The following is an 18,202-nucleotide window of genomic DNA, read 5'->3' as shown; positions in this document are numbered from 1 at the left end:
AATGCATTTCTATATGTAAATCATCTTGACCATCATAGATGATATAAAATGTTAATGGCTGTTTATTTTGAAAAGTTAAAATACCATCATCATAAAAGACATCTTGAGGTAAATGCATACTTGATGTTTTTGATGAAAGAATCAAATAATAAGACTGTGTTTGTTGAAGATCAATCATGGGTTTTATCTTCGCTAATAATTGTTCAGAAATCATCTTATTGTCCTTTTTTCCACAAGCCTCTAAAATAATCGGTTGTCTTTCATTTTGTTCAATCTCATAACCTAATTCTTTGACCCATTCATAACCTTCTTGATCAATCTTTTCAACCAATTCATATCCACCACTCATGACAATCTGTCCTTGCACCAAAACATGAACATGTGTTGGTTGAACAAGTTCAAACATTCTTTCATAATGTGAAACCATAATACAACCAAAATCATCACTACGCATAGAGTTAATTGCATTGGCTACCACTCTTAAAGCATCAACATCCAAGCCAGAATCAATTTCGTCCAACAAAGCAAAACGTGGTTGTAAAAGTTTCATCTGTAAGATTTCATTACGTTTCTTTTCACCACCAGAGAAACCTTCATTTAAATAACGATGAGCTAAATTTTCATCCATTCCTAACTCTTCAATATTTTGATCAAGCATTCTAATAAACTTAAATAATGAGATAGGTTCTTCTCTTTTGGCATTGATAGCTGCTCTTAAAAAATCAGAATTTGTAATCCCTGGAATTTCTTGAGGATACTGCATTCCTAAAAACAAACCAGCTCTGGCACGTTCATCAACGCTCATGGCTAGTACATCTTGTCCATCAAATGTAATACTTCCTTGAGTAACCTTATATTTAGGGTGTCCCATAATAGTCGAAAGCAATGTAGACTTTCCATTACCATTAGGACCCATAATCGCATGAATTTCACCTGTATGAATTTCTAAATTCAATCCTTTTAAAATTTCTTTTTCTCCTACTTCAACGTGTAAATTTTCTATTTTTAAAGTCGACATAAAATCGCCCCTTTCGAAGATATATTTTACGTAATTTACTCATTCAGTCAAGCAATACGATAATTAAATTTATTATATCCTTTTTTCCTCAAAAACTTTCCTAAAAAAGACAGCAAAAGTTTGCTGTCTTTCAGTCTTAACAAATCCCACAAATAATAACCAAAAGAATAAACAAGACTAAAATAAGTGTAAATGATCCTTGATGTGCTAACATATCCATTCCCCCTTCACATTCATAAAAAATAAAATAATCAATAAAATAAATAAAACTAAAATGATTTCCATGGAGAAATCATTCAAATGCTCTTTCATCATCATTCCTCCTATGCACACTATATATTATGGTAAAATCATCGTAAATTTTGTGTTCTTGCCTACAAAAGTTGAAAAAATCTAAAGATTGTGTATAATAATATTGTTTATATCAAGGAGGTTCTTATGAAACAAAAAAAGCTTATGAGTTTGGCTCTTGCAAGCCTTCTGTTATTAAGTGGCTGTAGTTCAAAAACAGTTCAAGAAGATGGTAAAGATGTTGTTGCTTCAATTGATGAATCAAATCTTTTAGCAGATGATTTATATCAAGATTTAGCTTCATCTACACAGGGAAAACAAGCTTTATTTTCTTATGTCTTAGACCAGTTAATTCGTCAAAACTTTCCAGCAACTGATGATATGGAAGAAAATGCTGATGAATTAGTTGAAAATATTGAAACAAATTTTCAAAATCAATATGGAGATAGTGCCGAAGAAGAATTACAAAGTGCTTTAGAATCAGCTGGTGTTAAAAATATGGCTGAGTATAGAGATTCTTTAATTCAATCCTTACAATATGCTGAATTTTTAAAGAAATATGTTAATGATCATTTTGATGAAGTCTTTGAGGATTATTACCAACAGGCTACTCCACGTACTATTTCTTTAATTAAAGTTTCAATAAGTGATTCAGAAAATCCAACTGATCAAGAAAGTGAGAAACTTAAAGAGGTACAGTCATTATTAAAAACAAATAAAAGTTTTGATGAAATTGCATATGATTATTCTGATGATGACAATACCAAAAGTGCTAAAGGAAATTTAGGCATTGTTGATACTTCTACAGATTTATCTAGCACTTATGGTAAAGAAGTGCAAACAATGGCTTTAACACTCAAAGAGGGTGAAGTAAGTGAAATGGTTCAAGGAAGTGATGGAAACTATTTCTTGAAATGCACAAGTACAAGTCAGGAAACGATAAAAAAAGAACTGAAAACAGTCGATGTAGATTCCCCACTATTAACTTATGATGATTACATGGTTTACTTGGCTTTTCAAACTTATGAAATTGAATATCATGACGATACAATCAAACAAACCATTCAAGATATCGTTGATGAAAATTTAAAGATTCGTGATGATTTAAGAAAGGAGAACGCATAATGAAAAAAATTGTGATGTTCCTTTTATGTAGTAGCTTATTATATGGTTGTTCTTCTACAAAATACAGTGTTAAAGTTTCTGATAGTCAAGATGCTTTAGTCACTGGAAGTGAATTAAATATTACGAAACAAGATTATTTTGAATATTTACTTCAATACTATGGTGCGCAAACAATCGTCTCTACTTTACTTGATGAAATTGCTGATAAAGAAATTACTGATCAAGATAAAATTGATCAACTGGTTAAAGAAAGAGAAGAAGAATATGCTCAGTATGCTGACGGGAATTTAGATCAGTATGCCAAAAATCTTGGTTATGAATCAAAAGAAGATTACTTAAATGAAGCTTTAATTCCTGAAGTTAAACAAGAGTTATTACGTGAAAAATATATTGAAGAACATTTAAATGATTTGATTAAAGAATATCATGTTTGTAGTTTCAAAAAAATTGTTGTAGAAAAAGAATCTGAAGCTTTGGATATTATTGAAAAAGCAACTGATGAAGAGACTTTTGATCAATTGATGAAAGACTATGGAAGTGACGCAGAAGATGCCGGTGTTGTTACAACAAATTCTACTTTAGATGATAATTTAAAAGACAAGTTATCAGATCTCAGTCAAGTTGAAAAAGATGGTATTTATGACAAAGCTATTAAACTCAGTGATGATAATTATGCAGTTATTTATCTTTATGATACAGCTCATAAAAATACTGATGGTATCATCTCTTCACTTACCAGTGATGGTGAAGTCCAAGAAAAAGTTGAAGGAGCTTATTTAAAACAATATCATTTTGATGTTTATGATGATTTATTAAAAACAGAAATCCAAGATATTTCTGATAATTATTTAGAATAAGGCTTTCCCTTATTCTTTTTTTATTGTAAAACCTGACTTTGGTATCCAACATTAAAATATAGTGAGACTTTCATTGAAAAACAGTAGTAATCTTTTAAGTGATTGCTACTGCTTTTTTATATTTTGTACCTGAATATTTGTTTTACTTGCCTTTCTGTCAAGTAATAATTTGTTAACGGTAATTTTGTCATTTGCTCAAAGTCTTTTATGAACTTGCTTGATGTTGTTACGTTGATATATTTACTTTCTCCCTTGACTATCTTAAAACTTTTTACAAATTTCATAATTTCCTGTGTACTATATTTATTGTTCAAGATTTTGAATTGGAATATTCTTTCCAATAATACTGCCAGGTAACATATCAAAAAATGTCCCTTTATACTGTTTTCTTTTTGAAGGAATACTGGTCTGGCATCCAAATCGGATTTCATTATTCTAAATGATTCTTCTATCCTCCATAAATTGTGATAGGTATTGTAGATGTCTGTTGACTTCATATTTGTTTCTGATGTGATCAATAAATTATAACCTGCCAGTTCAAGTTCTTTTTCTATGATGTCTTCATTGATTGTTGCCTTTGCTTTTTCTCCATTTTCATTAGTGAAATTAACGTATTTTCCTAGATCTCCATATTCGGCTCTTTTTGCCTGACTGTAACATAGGCTTCTTGCCTTTTCAACCTGTTTGCTGATTTCATATCTTTTTTTAGATGCAAGCTTTGGATTATAAGTCACTACTCGTTTCTCAGTAAAATATATAGTCTTCTTTTTCCCATCAATTTCTATATGATAAGGAAATTTGTCAATGCATGACTTATATCTGTATAATAATGTACCATTATCATTTTTTATTTCTTTCCAGTCTTCATTATTCAACAATACCCATATCTTTTCTTTTTCAGGGAGAGTCTTGACAGATTTGGAGAATAAATAGCCATCTCCATTTTCTTTAGAAAAAGCAATGTTTTGAGTGCAGTTCAATCCCTTGTCAGCTACATGTATAGTTTTTCCTGAAATTTGGTTTTTCTTTTTAAGATCATGAATCACATCTCTTAAGACTGGCTTTTCACTTTCATTACCAGGAAACAGCTTCATGCCAATAGGGATTTGATTGGCATCGAGCAATAGCCCCAAACTCACAATAGGGTCTTTTCTATTTTCTTTTGATGGCCCCTTTCTTCTAAAATCATCTTCCTTGTCGATTTCAAAATAGAAATTGGTACAATCAAAATAAGTCTTTGAAGTATTGATATGATAGACTTTCTTCATCTGCTCATTAAAAATCTCGATGAACTTGCCGTAATCATTGCCCATGAAGGCAAGACCGTCTAAAAGTTGGTCATAAGAAAAATGGACAGGATCCTTCAGCTGGGGAAGAACCTCGTGAAAAGTCTTATGCTTACTGCAGGGATTCACAAGTCGGGCAAAAACAAGAGAGGAAAGCAATTCATACAGATCGAATTCAAAGGAATTGGAAATATTGAAATAGTCAACAAACTTTTTGATGTTCATTTTATTCAATAAAGAAACAAAAGGAAAATATCCTAAATAAAGTTCAGGAGATGATTCAGAAATTTTGAGAGCCTGACTGTTAGAAATTTCATCATTAAGAGCATCGACTTCTTTTTGGAAATGAGCGATAGGATCCTCGATTCCTTTGGCTTTCCAAGATTCGACAGAAGCGAGAGATTTAAAGGTGCGATGAGCTCCGCAGCGTTTTTGAGGGGAATAGTAACTTTCCACGATAGAAAGATAAGTACGCCCATTACGATGAGTTTTTTTAAGAAAATAAGCCATAAATAACCTCCATAATAGATATCACTAGTATCACTATATAAATTATAACATAAAAAATAAATAAAAAAAGATAAAAAACAAAAAAAGCCGATAAAATCGGCGTAATATGATATTTGATGAAAAAGGATTACTAAAAAATATAGTGAGAACTCCTAAAGACGGGACTCTACTTTAGATGATAATTTAAAAGACAAGTTATCTGATCTCAGTCAAGTTGAAAAAGATGGTATTTATGACAAAGCTATTAAACTCAGTGATGATAATTATGCAGTTATTTATCTTTATGATACAGCTCATAAAAATACTGATGGTATCATTTCTTCACTTGCTAGTGATGGTGAAGTCCAAGAAAAAGTTGAAGGAGCTTATCTAAAACAATATCATTTTGATGTTTATGATGATTTATTAAAAACAGAAATCCAAGATATTTCTGATAATTATTTAGAATAAGGCTTTCCCTTATTCTTTTTTTATTGTAAAATATAAAAAATAGGAGGTATATAAAATGGATAGCTGTATTTTTTGTAAAATTGCCAATCATGAAATTCCTGGCAAAATCATTTATGAAGATGATATTTGTATGGCCTTTCTTGATTTAAGCCAAACAACTGATGGACATACGCTTGTCATTCCTAAAAAACACTTTGCTCATATTTTAGAAGTCGATAGTCAAACTTTAGCACATATGATGGAAGTTGTGCAAAAGGTCGCTTTACAAATCGAAAAACAACTTCATGCAAAAGGATTCAATGTTCTTACAAATATGAATGAAATTGCTGGTCAAACAGTTCATCATTTCCATATTCATATCATCCCTCGTTATAGTGATCAAGATGGATATCAAGCACATTATCAAGATCGTAGTCAAGATGTCAATTTAGATGATATTTACCACAAGATAACAGGATTGAAGTAAGCAAGAGTGTTATAACTCTTGTTTTGTACTTTATACCCCATCAAAAAGGAGAAGATTATGCATAAAATAAGAATTAATATGTTATCAAATGCTGATAAGGTTCATGGTCAAGGTGTCGGTAGTGCTTATCTAGAACAAGTAGCTTTAATTAAAAATGAACTCAATGAGTTTTTTGATGTTGTGATTAATGACTCTAAACCTGCTGATATTATTCATTGTCATACTATCTTGCCACAATATTTAATGAAAATGAAAAGAAACAAAGGTGTTAATGTGGCATATGTTCATTTTTTACCTGATACTTTAGATGGCAGTATTCAATTGCCTAGTTCAGCTTTAACTGTATTTAAAAAATATATTACACATTTTTATAATACTGCTGATTATTTAATTGTTGTTAATCCTATTTTCATTAAAGATTTGGTTCATTTTGGGATTGATGAAAATAAAATTAAATATATTCCTAATTTTGTTTCCAAAGAAACTTTTTATAAACAGGAAAATGAAAAAGTTATTCAAACAAAAAAACAATATCAAATTCAACCTACAGATTTTGTTGTTTTAGGGGTTGGACAAGTCCAAACACGCAAAGGGGTCAAAGATTTTATTGAAGTTGCGAAAATGCTACCTGATGTTACTTTTGTTTGGGCGGGTGGATTCTCTTTTGGAAAAATCACTGACGGTTATGAAGAACTTAAACAATTATATGAAAACCCACCACATAATGTTCATTTTATTGGAATTATTCCTCGTGAAACGATGAATGATATTTATAATATGGCTGACATGCTTTTTATGCCATCATATAATGAACTTTTTCCAATGTCTATATTAGAGGCTATCAATAGTCAAAAGCCTCTCTTATTAAGGGATTTAGAGCTTTACGAAGATATTTTATTTAAAAAATATCTAGTTGCCAATAATAATGAAGGATTTGCTGAAATGATCCAAAAATTAAAAAATGATCAATCATTCTATCAAAAATATCAAAATGCATCTTTTGAAATAAGTCAATATTATTCTAAAGAACATGTCAAAGAAATGTGGAAAGATTTTTATTTAAAGATTGCTGATAAATAAGAAAAAGCTTTTATAAGTCATCAATTCACTTATAAAAGCTTTTTTATTCATACATTTTAGGTTTATAAACTGTTCTATTTTCAAGTGAGAAAACACGTTTTGAAGTTTCACCAACTTCCAATGTTTCTAAAGCTTTATTAAACATATTCATTCTTGCATCCATATTATCAATCATATGCAACATTTCAGCTTCTCTAATCTGTGGCAAAACAGGTGAACCGTATTCATTTTTACCATGATGAGATAAAATCATATGCTGTAATAAAGTGACTTCTTCACCTTCAATATTTAACTCTTGTGCTGAGGCATAGACCATGGATTGTGCAATCGAAATATGTCCTAGCATTTGTCCTTCAAAAGTATATGTTGGAACAACAGGACCACTTAATTCTACTGTCTTTCCTATATCATGAAGTAAGATACCAGCATATAATAAATCAGCATTTAGCTCTGGATAGACTGTCATTAAAGCATCTGCTACCTTCAACATAGATAAGGTATGAAAAGCTAATCCTGATGCAAATTCATGATGATTTTTACTAGCAGCTGGATAAACTTTTAATTTCTCAAAGTTTTTTTCAAATAAATGTTTTGTAATAACATAAAGTTTTGTATTGGATATACGTTGAATATATTGTTTGAGTTCTTTCATCATCACATCATGATCAATTGGAGCTTTCGCTAAAAATTGAAGTTGTTGTGAATGTTGATAGGAAACATCATCAATTGAGATAATCTTCATTTGACGATTATCACTGTATTTAATGATATCACCTTTTGCTCTGACAACTGCTCCGGCTTTTAATGAATCAATATGTTCTTGACTAGCATTCCATAATTTAGCATCTATCGTCCCAGTTTCATCTTGAAAAGTAATACTTAAATAATTACTTTTATGTGATCCATTTGTTTTTCCTAAAGTGATATGTGAAATCATAGCTGTAAATTCCACATTGTCATCACCACATTTCATATCTTTAATTTTGATCATTTGTGTCCTCCCATAATTGTTCTATAATTTCTAGAACATCATCATATTCATATCCTTTTTGTACTAAGAAAGTTATAATCTTACTTTTAAGAATATGTGATTGATATCTATTTTTATAACGATTATAAACACGATGATATTCCTTTGTTAATAAATTCATCGTATGTTCTTTAGGTATTGAAAAATCAAAGTTTTCAATAGCCTTATCCACAACATCTTGTGAAAATCCTTTATTAAATAATTTATTTCTAATATTTTGAATCAAAGCGTATTGAGGTCTTGTTGTGTTTTCATTATAAAGTTTTTGAACAAGTTCAATGGCTTTATCATATTCTAAATCTTGAGAATACTCTTCTAAAAATGCATCAATGATAAAAGGAGAAACACCTTCTTTTTTCAAATGATGAATAATCTTATTCATTCCCATTCCTAAGCGTGTCGCTTTTTGAAAATAACTTTGTGTATATTCTACATCATCTATTAAGTTTTTTTGCATAAGTAAATCCATTGTCATTTCGACTTGAATATCATCAAAATCGCCTTTGTCTATTAATTTTTGTTGCATTTTTGCATAAGTATAATCCTTGTAAGTTAAATACTTTAACGCTAATTTATAAGCTTTAGAAACTTGCTCCTGATCCTTTAAAGCATCTAACTCTTCTCTATCAACAACTTGTCCAACAGACAAGCCATAGCGCTCAATCACTTGTCCAGAAAGAGTTAATAAAATTTGATGATGATCAAATTGAAATGCAACAGTATATTGTTGTTGATTTTCAGGGCTAATAGATACCACCCTATAACAATAATGATGTTTTGAAAGTGCCTGCTCATAAGTTTTGAGAATTTTCTGATAAAAATTCTCACTGCTATATTTTTGTGCCTCTTGTTTAGCCTGCTGTGAAAGTATACTTAAGTCTGTTTGAGAAAGATGTAAAATCTTTTCCACAAGATCTTTTCGATCTTCGAAAAAATATCCATTTTTCCCATCTAAAATAACTCCATCCAAATTTTTATCATAACGCGCTAAAACTGGCAAACCACTGGCCATTGCTTCAATAAATGTCAAGCCTTGCGTTTCTGTGATTGAAGCAGAAACAAAAAGATCAGCCGCATGATAAAAAGAAGGAACATATTCACTTTCTTTTGGACCTGTAAAAAAGATATAGTTTTGTAAATTCTTGTGTTGAACAATTTCTTGTAATTCAGTTAATTGTGGTCCACCACCAACAATCATTAAACATATTTGATCATTTATTTTAGTGACGTCTTGCATCGCTTCAATTAATATTTCGATACTTTTTTCAGGAGCAATTCTACCTAAAAAATAACAACAAACTTATCTTGTAAATGATACTGTTGAATAATTTCATTAATCAGTTGATCATTTTTGTTTTCAGTAGCAAATGATTCTAATTCCAATCCTGTTGGAATGACATGAATGGAATTAGATATCCCATAATTTATAAGTGCATCAGCTGTTTTTTGAGAAGGCACAATTAATTCAGAACAACTGTTTCCATATATTTTAGAAATCTTTTCAATAATCTTTTTGGCAGCCTGATCGACAGCCTTTAAATTACCAGGTGTAATATAATGTGAATAATCAGCCCACATAGTATGATAAGTATAACATACTGGTATATTTAAAATTTCACCTGCGATTTTGCCAAAAATACCAATACCAAATTCAGTTTGAATATGAATAATGTCAGGTTGAAATTCTTTTAGTTCTTTCATTCCTTTAAATGAATATATATTGGAAGCACGGTACCCATACAATTTCTTTAAATCAATACCTGGTAAACGCAAAACATCTTGATCTTCATCAATATAGTCACTATGATGTGGTAAAATAGTTGTCACAACTAAAACATGATGACCATGTTTTTTTAATTCTTTTTCAAAATATGTGTAGATGTTGCTACACCATTAATATCAGGTAAGTACGTATCACTAAATAAAGCTATGTTCATATCATTACTCCAATCTTGTTTGATTAATTTCTTTATTAAATGAAAAGACTAACGCTCCTATAATAAGACCCATATAATAAGACATAAAACGCCATAAAAACATCGATGATGAAACACCAACAGGTCCTAAAAAACTAAATAATAATAGATAAACACCTTCACTTCCACCACTTGCACCTGGAATAGGCAAAAAAGCATTAATCAAATATATGCATGAGCAAAGTCCAATAAAATCTAAAAAATCTGCCATTGTTACATTTAAATTTAAAGCTTTAGCAGTAAAGAAAGGCATACTATATATAATCGTCAATTTAATAAAATTACAAACGCATGACCTTATTAAAACCGGTTTGTTTTTTTGTAAGAAATTTAATTGATTTCTAAAATCAGCCAAGTAATTTTTAATTTTAAAACAAGTTGATTCATAATCTTTAACTATATGAATTTTATACAAAAGTTTAAGCACCGTATGCGTTAAAAAATTTTGAAGAATGCGTGATTTTGCTCCTCCAAATAAAGCGACAATAACAACAAAATTAATAAGAAACCCAAGCATAACTAAACTAAAAATAGCTGGTTGACTTATAAAATACTGATATTTAAATATTAACACAACACCTGTATAAATGACAAGTACACTTTGATAACAAATAAAACACATCAAAAGAATACTTGCTGAATAAGTTGGTGGAATCCCTTGCTTATTAAAAATATAAACCTGAGCAAATTGTCCTCCGCTAGCAAAAGGAGTGATACCATTAAAAAAAGTTCCACTAATAGCATTTACAAAAGACTGTTTATAAGTATAATCCTTTTTATATGTCCTTCCAAAATATAACAAAGAAAAAGCATCAAAAACATAATATAAAAACATAATTATAGCCATTAAAATAATCCAAAAAAGCTTAGCATGGGCAAATGAATCAATAACTTGTTGCCATTGATCGCCAATAGATACATAAATAACCGTTCCTCCAATAATTAATATTATGGCGATATTTAAAAGATATTTTTTCTTTCCATTCATCATATTTGCTAATAATTGCAAGCAATTATTAAATCCTCCCTTCTTATTTATTTTCTATATTACCATAAAGAATCAAGGATATATTTCCTATAATCATTTTACTACAAAAGGGAGAAAAAGAGAATAAAAAAGGGAAGGAAACAGAAGAACTGAACCTTCCCGAATGGACTGGCAGCGTGCTATTGTCGCAGTTGCCCACTATCTTCGCCGCTATGATGCTTAACTTCTGTGTTCGGCATGGTTACAGGTGTGTCCATCATGCCTTCGCCACCAGATCCCCTTAGAGCACGAACGCTCAAAACTGAACAGCTTTTCCTTTCACACTTCCCTGGCTAAGCTCTCGGTCTATTAGTATCATTCAGCTCAGCATGTCGCCATGCTTGCACCCATGACCTATCTACCTCCTCGTCTTGGAGGGACCTTCCTTCTTACGAATGGGAAGTCTCATCTTGGAGGGGCTTCACGCTTAGATGCCTTCAGCGTTTATCCCTTCCGGACTTGGCTACCCAGCTGTGCCACTGGCGTGACAACTGGTGCACCATCGGTCCGTCCACCCCGGTCCTCTCGTACTGAGGGCAGCTCTCCTCAAACTTCCTGCGCCCACGACAGATAGGGACCGAACTGTCTCACGACGTTCTGAACCCAGCTCGCGTACCGCTTTAATGGGCGAACAGCCCAACCCTTGGAACCGACTTCAGCTCCAGGATGCGATGAGCCGACATCGAGGTGCCAAACCTCCCCGTCGATGTGAACTCTTGGGGGAGATCAGCCTGTTATCCCCAGGGTAGCTTTTATCCGTTGAGCGACGGCCCTTCCATTCGGTGCCGCCGGATCACTAAGCCCGACTTTCGTCCCTGCTCGACTCGTCTGTCTCGCAGTCAAACACCCTTTTGCCTTTGCACTCTGCGCATGGTTTCCATCCATGCTGAGGGTATCTTTGGGCGCCTCCGTTACTCTTTGGGAGGCGACCGCCCCAGTCAAACTGCCCACCTGACACTGTCCCGTCCTCAGCTCCATGAGGCCCGGTTAGAACTCCAATGCATCAAGGGTAGTATCCCAACGTCGGCTCCTCGAATACTGGCGTATCCGTCTCACTGCCTCCTACCTATCCTGTACATCATGCATCAGAGTCCAATATCAGGCTACAGTAAAGCTCCATGGGGTCTTTCCGTCTAGTCGCGGGTAACCTGCATCTTCACAGGTACTAAGACTTCACCGAGTCTACAGCCGAGACAGCGCCCAAATCGTTACGCCTTTCGTGCGGGTCAGAACTTACCTGACAAGGAATTTCGCTACCTTAGGACCGTTATAGTTACGGCCGCCGTTTACTGGGGCTTCGGTTCATGGCTTCGCTTGCGCTGACCACTCCCCTTAACCTTCCAGCACCGGGCAGGCGTCACCCCCTATACTTCGACTTGCGTCTTCGCAGAGAGCTGTGTTTTTGGTAAACAGTCGCTTGGGCCGTTTTACTGCGGCTCAGCTTTCACTGAGCACTCCTTCTCCCTAGGTTACGGAGTCATTTTGCAGAGTTCCTTGGCTATAGTTCTCTCGCTCACCTTAGGATTCTCTCCTTACCCATGTGTGTCCATTTTCGGTACGGGCAGAGTGCAGTTATGCTAGAAGCTTTTCTTGGAAGCCGGCTTTGGCATCTTCTGTACTTATCGCAATGTTCCATCCGCATCACGCCTTCGGGTTATGCCATCCGGATTTGCCTGGATGGCCCCTACCTCGCTTGCCCCAGCTTTTCCAGCAGCTGGTCAGCCTAGCCGTCTCCGTCACTCCCTCGCCTGCACTCCGGTACGGGACTCTCCACCCGTTGTCCATCGACTACGCCTTTCGGCCTCGCCTTAGGTCCCGACTTACCCAGAGCGGACGAACCTTCCTCTGGAAACCTTGGGTCTCCGGTGCGTGGGATTCTCACCCACGTGCCGCTACTCACACCGGCATTCTCTCTTCCACACGCTCCACGGCTCCTTCCGATGCCGCTTCATCGCTGTCTGGAACGCTCCCCTACCACTTACTTCCGTAAATCCATAGCTTCGGTATCATGCTTAGCCCCGGTAAATTTTCGGCGCAGAGTCATTCGACCAGTGAGCTGTTACGCACTCTTTCAAGGATGGCTGCTTCTGAGCCAACCTCCTGGTTGTCTGTACATCTCCACATCCTTTTCCACTTAGCATGCATTTGGGGACCTTAGCTGATGGTCTGGGCTGTTTCCCTCTTGACCATGGACCTTATCACCCATGGTCTGACTGCCGCGCATGTCCTCATGACATTCGGAGTTTGATTATGCTCAGTACCTCGAGATGAGGCCATCACATATTCAGTGCTCTACCTTCATGCGACTTCCTCGCGACGCTAGCCCTAAAGCTATTTCGGGGAGAACCAGCTATCTCCGGGTTCGTTTGGAATTTCACCCCTAGCCACAATTCATCCGCCAACGTTTCAACGGGGGTCGGTTCGGTCCTCCATCGGGTCTTACCCCGACTTCAACCTGATCATGGCTAGATCACCCGGTTTCGGGTCTATGACATGCAACTGTCGCCCTCTTCAGACTCGCTTTCGCTTCGGCTCCGCATCTCCTGCTTAACCTCGCTCCATATCATAACTCGCCGGCTCATTCTACAAAAGGCACGCCATCACCCCTTAACGGGCTCTGACTTCTTGTAAGCATATGGTTTCAGGTTCTCTTTCACTCCCCTCCCGGGGTTCTTTTCACCTTTCCCTCACGGTACTGGTCCACTATCGCTCACCAGGGAGTATTTAGCCTTTCGAGATGGTCCTCGATCCTTCCGTCAGGATTCCTCGTGTCCCGACGTACTCAGGGCCTGCCTCGCCTCGCTCCACGACTTCGGATACGGGAGTTTCACCCTCTTCGCTGCGCCTTCCCCTGCGCTTCTCCTGTCATGTCACATTGGCTTTATCGGCACCCCTATAACCCCATCATCTGATGGTTTGGGCTCCTCACTTTCGCTCGCCACTACTCACGGAATCGTTCTTACTTTCCTTTCCTGCAGGTACTGAGATGTTTCAGTTCCCTGCGTATCGCCTCGACTTCTGTCGATGTCATCCCCTTGGATGACGGGTTCCCCCATTCGGATATCGACGGGTCTTAGCATGCTTACTGCTCGCCGTCGCGTTTCGCCGTTTGCTGCGTCCTTCTTCGCCTCCTGGTGGCCAGGCATCCGCCATACGCTCTTCTTCGCTTAACCTAAAGTGTTCAAGTTCTCTTTCGTGCTTTCTTAGTTTGCAACTAGATGATTTCGACCTTCTTCTTTTCTTTCCTGATCTCTTTCATCTTTCGTTTCTTCGCTTTCTTTGTAGAAAGTTTGCTGTTCAGTTTTCAATGTTCCTGCCTTGAATGCATCTTTACAGATACACTCAAAACCAAACAGTATCCACATCTTCTCTCTTCTCCCTAGAAAGGAGGTGATCCATCCCCACGTTCCCGTAGGGATACCTTGTTACGACTTCACCCCAATCATCAGTCCCACCTTAGACAGCTCCTCCTTGCGGTTGGGCCACCGGCTTCGGGTGTTACCAACTCTCATGGTGTGACGGGCGGTGTGTACAAGGCCCGAGAACGTATTCACCGCGACATGCTGATTCGCGATTACTAGCGATTCCAGCTTCGTGCAGTCGAGTTGCAGACTGCAGTCCGAACTGTGAACGGGTTTCTGGGTTTCGCTCCGCCTCGCGGCTTCGCTGCCCTCTGATCCGTCCATTGTAGCACGTGTGTAGCCCAGGTCATAAGGGGCATGATGATTTGACGTCATCCCCGCCTTCCTCCTCCTTGCAGAGGCAGTCTCGCCAGAGTCCCCAACCTAATGCTGGCAACTGGCAACAGGGGTTGCGCTCGTTGCGGGACTTAACCCAACATCTCACGACACGAGCTGACGACAACCATGCACCACCTGTGTCCGCCATGACTATCTCTCCATCTCTGGAGCCTTTGACGGCATGTCAAGACCTGGTAAGGTTCTTCGCGTTGCTTCGAATTAAACCACATGCTCCACCGCTTGTGCGGCCCCCGTCAATTCCTTTGAGTTTCATTCTTGCGAACGTACTACTCAGGCGAGTGCTTATTGCGTTAACTCCAGCACTGAGGTCTGACCCCCAACACTTAGCACTCATCGTTTACGGCGTGGACTACTAGGGTATCTAATCCTATTTGCTCCCCACGCTTTCGGGACTGAGCGTCAGCTGCACCCCAGACCGCCGCCTTCGCCACTGGTGTTCCTCCATATATCTACGCATTTCACCGCTACACATGGAATTCCGCGATCCTCTGATGCTCTCTAGCTGTGCGGTTTCCACGGCTTACCGAAGTTTAGCTCCGGTCTTTCACCGCAGACCTGCACTGCCGCCTGCTCCCTCTTTACGCCCAATGATTCCGGATAACGCTCGCCACCTACGTATTACCGCTACTGCTGGCACGTAGTTAGCCGTGGCTTCCTCATGAAGTACCGTCACCTGCATGGCATTCCCTCCATCCAGCGTTCTTCCTTCATAACAGAAGTTTACATCACGAATGACTTCTTCCTTCACGCGGCGTTGCTCGGTCAGGCTTTCGCCCATTGCCGAAAATTCCCTACTGCTGCCTCCCGTAGGAGTCTGGGCCGTGTCTCAGTCCCAGTGTGGCCGTCCACCCTCTCAGGCCGGCTACGCATCGTCGCCTTGGTGGGCCGCTGCCCCGCCAACTAGCTAATGCGTCATAAGCCCATCCCCGTGCTGTCCCGTGGGACATTTAACATCATGGTCATGCGACCTCGATGCCTATGCGGTCTTAGCTGCCGTTTCCAGCAGTTATCCCCCTCACAGGGGCAGGTTGCTTATGTCTTACTCACCCGTTCGCCACTCAGTGCTCTTGGCACTGCGTCCGACTTGCATGTATTAGGCACGCCGCCAGCGTTCATCCTGAGCCAGGATCAAACTCTCCATTGTCTCTATCTAAAGACAACTTCCTGTCTTCTTGACTCTTCTTTCTTTTCTTTATCTTCTATTGACGTGTTTACTGTTCAGTTTTCAATGTCCCTGTCGCCCTCTCTCGAGTGCCCATCTATAATACCATCTCTATCTCCCCTTTGCAAGTCTTTTTTTTAATTTTTTTCACTTTTTTCTTTACTTTCCTTTTTTCTCCCTTTTCATCGACTTTTTTTGCATTATATTTTTTTAAAAAAAGAGCCCCTAATATAAAATAGAGGTTCATTCACAGATTATTTTCCTTTATTATAATGTGCTGCAGCAAAAATAGCAGACATTAAAGTTGCACGTAAATTTCCTTTTTCTAATGCTTCAACTCCACAAATTGTTGAACCACCTGGCGAGCACACCTGATCTTTTAGAACACCAGGATGCAATTGTGTCTGCATTTGCATCCTAGCCGCTCCTTGTAAAGTTTGCGATGCCAATTTATAGGCCATTTCTCTAGGCACTCCTTCTTTTACTGCACCATCTGCCAAAGCTTCAATCATCATATAAACAAATGCCGGTCCACAGCCACTAAGTGTTCCTGCTACTCCCATTAAATGTGATGGAACAACTTCAACACAACCTATAGATTCAAACATTTTTTTCACAAAATTGAATTCTGTTTCTGTTAAAGAATGTGTTTTTTCAATCAACGACATTCCTTGTAAAACACGTGCTGGCGTATTAGGCATTACAAAGATATGACGTGTAGAACTATCTAATAGACCTTGATATTTTTCAAAATCATACCCTAAAACAATAGATATAATCGCCTTATTTTTTAAACAATTAACATAAGGTTGCAAAACTGATTCCACAACTTGTGGTTTCACTCCAATAAAAACATATTCACTTTTTTCAATAAGATTCGTTATATCACTCGCAGTTTCTATACCCAATGATTTCATTTTATCAATCATACGCTTATCAATATCATATCCTATTAAGTTATCAGCCATTAAAAAACCTGATGTGATAATTCCTTGGGCAATGGCTCCTGCCATATTTCCAAAGCCAATAAATCCAATCTTTTTCATCTTAACCTCCATACAAAGAAAAGCTAACAAAAGTGTTAGCTTATAATTTTCTATTTCTTAAAAATGCTGGAACATCATCGTCATCATCTTCATCTTCATACATAGATGGTTTGACAACTGATTCAAATGATGAAGTCTGTTTCACAGGTGCAACTGGTTCTTCTTCATCTTCAAAACCAGTTGCAATAACAGTTACAATAACCTGATCATCTAATTGCTCATTAATAGCTACACCTAAAACAGTATTCACATCATTTCCAACAGCTTCTCTAATTGTTGCTAAAGCAGTATTAGCATCATATAAAGTAATATTTGTTCCACCTGTTACATTCACAATAGCATCTTTTGCTCCTGCAATAGAAACATCTAATAATGGTGATGAAATCGCACGCATTGCAGCTTCTTCAGCTTTATTTTCTCCATCACTCATACCAATACCAATTAAAGCAGAACCTCTATCTTTCATAACTGAAGAAACATCAGCAAAGTCAAGATTAATAAATGCTGGGATAGCAATCAAATCAGTAATTGTCTGTACCCCTTGTCTTAATACATTATCTGCTTCTCTAAACGCTTCTCCCATTGGTTTACGTCCAATAGCTTCTAGTAAACGATCATTAGAAACAATAATGATAGAATCCACATTTTCTCTTAATTCTGCCAAACCACTTTTAGCTTGTCTTAAAACCTTTGGTCCTTCAAATGTAAAAGGTGAAGTCACAACACCAACAGTCAAAGCACCTAATTCACGTGATATTTTAGCAACAACAGGAGCAGCTCCGGTTCCAGTTCCACCACCCATACCAGCAGCGATAAAGACCATATTGGCTCCAGATAAAGCTGCCTTAATTTCTTCTTCAGTTTCCAAAGCTGCTTTACGTCCTACTTCTGGATTACCACCAGCTCCTAAACCATGTGTTAATTCTTTACCCAAAATAATCTTATTTTCAATATCAATTCCTTTTAGAATTTGTGCATCAGTGTTTGCAACATAGAAATCAACGCCTTTGACACCATCTTTAGCCATTCTAGCTACAGCGTTGCAACCACCTCCACCGACACCAATGACTTTAATTTTTGCAACTTGAACAAAATCTAAATTCCCATCCATATTTCT

The 18,202-nt window shown here is 37.0% G+C and carries 13 protein-coding genes, 3 rRNA genes and 1 pseudogene; 4 read left to right on the top strand and 13 right to left on the bottom strand.

Annotated features, from left to right (window positions below):
* Nucleotides 1–220: 220 nt before the first annotated feature.
* Nucleotides 221–1,018 (bottom strand): annotated as a pseudogene (gene sufC, locus NMU03_RS12110) (Fe-S cluster assembly ATPase SufC); the annotation flags it as partial.
* 136 nt (nucleotides 1,019–1,154) lie between these two features.
* Nucleotides 1,155–1,232, bottom strand: coding sequence for a YjcZ family sporulation protein (locus NMU03_RS17705; RefSeq protein WP_081652836.1), 78 nt, complete (start codon nucleotides 1,230–1,232; stop codon nucleotides 1,155–1,157).
* 224 nt (nucleotides 1,233–1,456) lie between these two features.
* On the opposite strand from NMU03_RS17705, the gene NMU03_RS12105 reads away from it, so the two are divergent.
* Nucleotides 1,457–2,434, top strand: a complete 978-nt coding sequence (locus tag NMU03_RS12105) for a peptidylprolyl isomerase (protein ID WP_290138658.1) — start codon at nucleotides 1,457–1,459, stop codon at nucleotides 2,432–2,434.
* Entirely contained in the window at nucleotides 2,434–3,291 is an 858-nt protein-coding gene (locus tag NMU03_RS12100) for a peptidylprolyl isomerase (RefSeq protein ID WP_290138657.1), read from the top strand. Before NMU03_RS12105 ends, NMU03_RS12100 begins: the two co-directional genes overlap by 1 nt.
* A gap of 116 nt (nucleotides 3,292–3,407) precedes the next feature.
* Here the strand turns inward: NMU03_RS12100 and NMU03_RS12095 are convergent, their stop codons facing one another.
* Nucleotides 3,408–5,087, bottom strand: coding sequence for an IS1634 family transposase (locus NMU03_RS12095; protein WP_290138466.1), 1,680 nt, complete (start codon nucleotides 5,085–5,087; stop codon nucleotides 3,408–3,410).
* Nucleotides 5,088–5,592: 505 nt separating this feature from the next.
* On the opposite strand from NMU03_RS12095, the gene NMU03_RS12090 reads away from it, so the two are divergent.
* Entirely contained in the window at nucleotides 5,593–6,003 is a 411-nt protein-coding gene (locus NMU03_RS12090) for an HIT family protein (protein WP_290138655.1), read from the top strand.
* 57 nt (nucleotides 6,004–6,060) lie between these two features.
* Complete coding sequence (locus tag NMU03_RS12085; RefSeq protein ID WP_290138654.1) at nucleotides 6,061–7,083, top strand: glycosyltransferase family 4 protein; 1,023 nt, start codon at nucleotides 6,061–6,063, stop codon at nucleotides 7,081–7,083.
* Nucleotides 7,084–7,126: 43 nt separating this feature from the next.
* On the opposite strand, the gene NMU03_RS12080 is transcribed toward NMU03_RS12085, so the two are convergent.
* The 10 genes from NMU03_RS12080 to ftsZ all read right to left on the bottom strand — a co-directional run bounded on the left by NMU03_RS12080 (nucleotide 7,127) and on the right by ftsZ (nucleotide 18,196).
* Nucleotides 7,127–8,074 (bottom strand): 3'-5' exoribonuclease YhaM family protein, encoded by a 948-nt coding sequence (locus NMU03_RS12080; protein WP_290138653.1) that lies wholly within the window; start codon nucleotides 8,072–8,074, stop codon nucleotides 7,127–7,129.
* Complete coding sequence (locus NMU03_RS12075; RefSeq protein ID WP_290138652.1) at nucleotides 8,061–9,350, bottom strand: glycosyltransferase; 1,290 nt, start codon at nucleotides 9,348–9,350, stop codon at nucleotides 8,061–8,063. Before NMU03_RS12075 ends, NMU03_RS12080 begins: the two co-directional genes overlap by 14 nt.
* Nucleotides 9,351–9,394: 44 nt before the next feature.
* Entirely contained in the window at nucleotides 9,395–9,940 is a 546-nt protein-coding gene (locus NMU03_RS12070; protein ID WP_290138650.1) for a glycosyltransferase, read from the bottom strand.
* Nucleotides 9,941–10,054: 114 nt separating this feature from the next.
* On the bottom strand, nucleotides 10,055–11,098 hold the full coding sequence (locus tag NMU03_RS12065) for a lysylphosphatidylglycerol synthase transmembrane domain-containing protein (protein ID WP_290138648.1): 1,044 nt from the start codon (nucleotides 11,096–11,098) through the stop codon (nucleotides 10,055–10,057).
* Nucleotides 11,099–11,243: 145 nt separating this feature from the next.
* Nucleotides 11,244–11,352: ribosomal RNA gene (gene rrf / locus NMU03_RS12060) — 5S ribosomal RNA — on the bottom strand.
* A 53-nt stretch (nucleotides 11,353–11,405) separates the two neighbouring features.
* A 23S ribosomal RNA gene (locus NMU03_RS12055) occupies nucleotides 11,406–14,289 on the bottom strand.
* Between the two features lie 30 nt (nucleotides 14,290–14,319).
* The gene (locus tag NMU03_RS12050) at nucleotides 14,320–14,481 is read right to left on the bottom strand and encodes a hypothetical protein (protein ID WP_290137913.1); all 162 of its coding nucleotides are present in this window, start codon (nucleotides 14,479–14,481) and stop codon (nucleotides 14,320–14,322) included.
* 18 nt (nucleotides 14,482–14,499) lie between these two features.
* Nucleotides 14,500–16,021 (bottom strand): 16S ribosomal RNA (locus NMU03_RS12045).
* The 16S, 23S and 5S rRNA genes sit together here, the layout of an rRNA operon.
* A gap of 272 nt (nucleotides 16,022–16,293) precedes the next feature.
* Nucleotides 16,294–17,085: a pyrroline-5-carboxylate reductase gene (gene proC / locus NMU03_RS12040; protein WP_290138646.1), complete on the bottom strand. Its 792-nt coding sequence runs from the start codon at nucleotides 17,083–17,085 to the stop codon at nucleotides 16,294–16,296.
* Between the two features lie 40 nt (nucleotides 17,086–17,125).
* The gene (ftsZ, locus tag NMU03_RS12035) at nucleotides 17,126–18,196 is read right to left on the bottom strand and encodes a cell division protein FtsZ (RefSeq protein WP_290138645.1); all 1,071 of its coding nucleotides are present in this window, start codon (nucleotides 18,194–18,196) and stop codon (nucleotides 17,126–17,128) included.
* Nucleotides 18,197–18,202: the final 6 nt, after the last annotated feature.

Source organism: Allocoprobacillus halotolerans, from assembly GCF_024399475.1.
GTDB lineage: Bacteria > Bacillota_I > Bacilli_A > Erysipelotrichales > Coprobacillaceae > Allocoprobacillus > Allocoprobacillus halotolerans.
Note: the sequence above shows the minus strand (reverse complement) of the source record. Positions and strands in the feature narration are given on the sequence as shown.

Bases quoted from the DNA above. Each gene is read 5' to 3' on its own strand.
- proC (WP_290138646.1), bottom strand. From the start codon at position 17,085: ATGAAAAAGATTGGATTTATTGGCTTTGGAAATATGGCAGGAGCCATT.
- ftsZ (WP_290138645.1), bottom strand. From the start codon at position 18,196: ATGGATGGGAATTTAGATTTTGTTCAAGTTGCAAAAATTAAAGTCATT.
- NMU03_RS12075 (WP_290138652.1), bottom strand. From the start codon at position 9,350: ATGCAAGACGTCACTAAAATAAATGATCAAATATGTTTAATGATTGTT.
- NMU03_RS12050 (WP_290137913.1), bottom strand. From the start codon at position 14,481: ATGTGGATACTGTTTGGTTTTGAGTGTATCTGTAAAGATGCATTCAAG.
- NMU03_RS12085 (WP_290138654.1), top strand. From the start codon at position 6,061: ATGCATAAAATAAGAATTAATATGTTATCAAATGCTGATAAGGTTCAT.
- NMU03_RS12090 (WP_290138655.1), top strand. From the start codon at position 5,593: ATGGATAGCTGTATTTTTTGTAAAATTGCCAATCATGAAATTCCTGGC.
- NMU03_RS12095 (WP_290138466.1), bottom strand. From the start codon at position 5,087: ATGGCTTATTTTCTTAAAAAAACTCATCGTAATGGGCGTACTTATCTT.
- NMU03_RS17705 (WP_081652836.1), bottom strand. From the start codon at position 1,232: ATGTTAGCACATCAAGGATCATTTACACTTATTTTAGTCTTGTTTATT.
- NMU03_RS12105 (WP_290138658.1), top strand. From the start codon at position 1,457: ATGAAACAAAAAAAGCTTATGAGTTTGGCTCTTGCAAGCCTTCTGTTA.
- NMU03_RS12080 (WP_290138653.1), bottom strand. From the start codon at position 8,074: ATGATCAAAATTAAAGATATGAAATGTGGTGATGACAATGTGGAATTT.
- NMU03_RS12100 (WP_290138657.1), top strand. From the start codon at position 2,434: ATGAAAAAAATTGTGATGTTCCTTTTATGTAGTAGCTTATTATATGGT.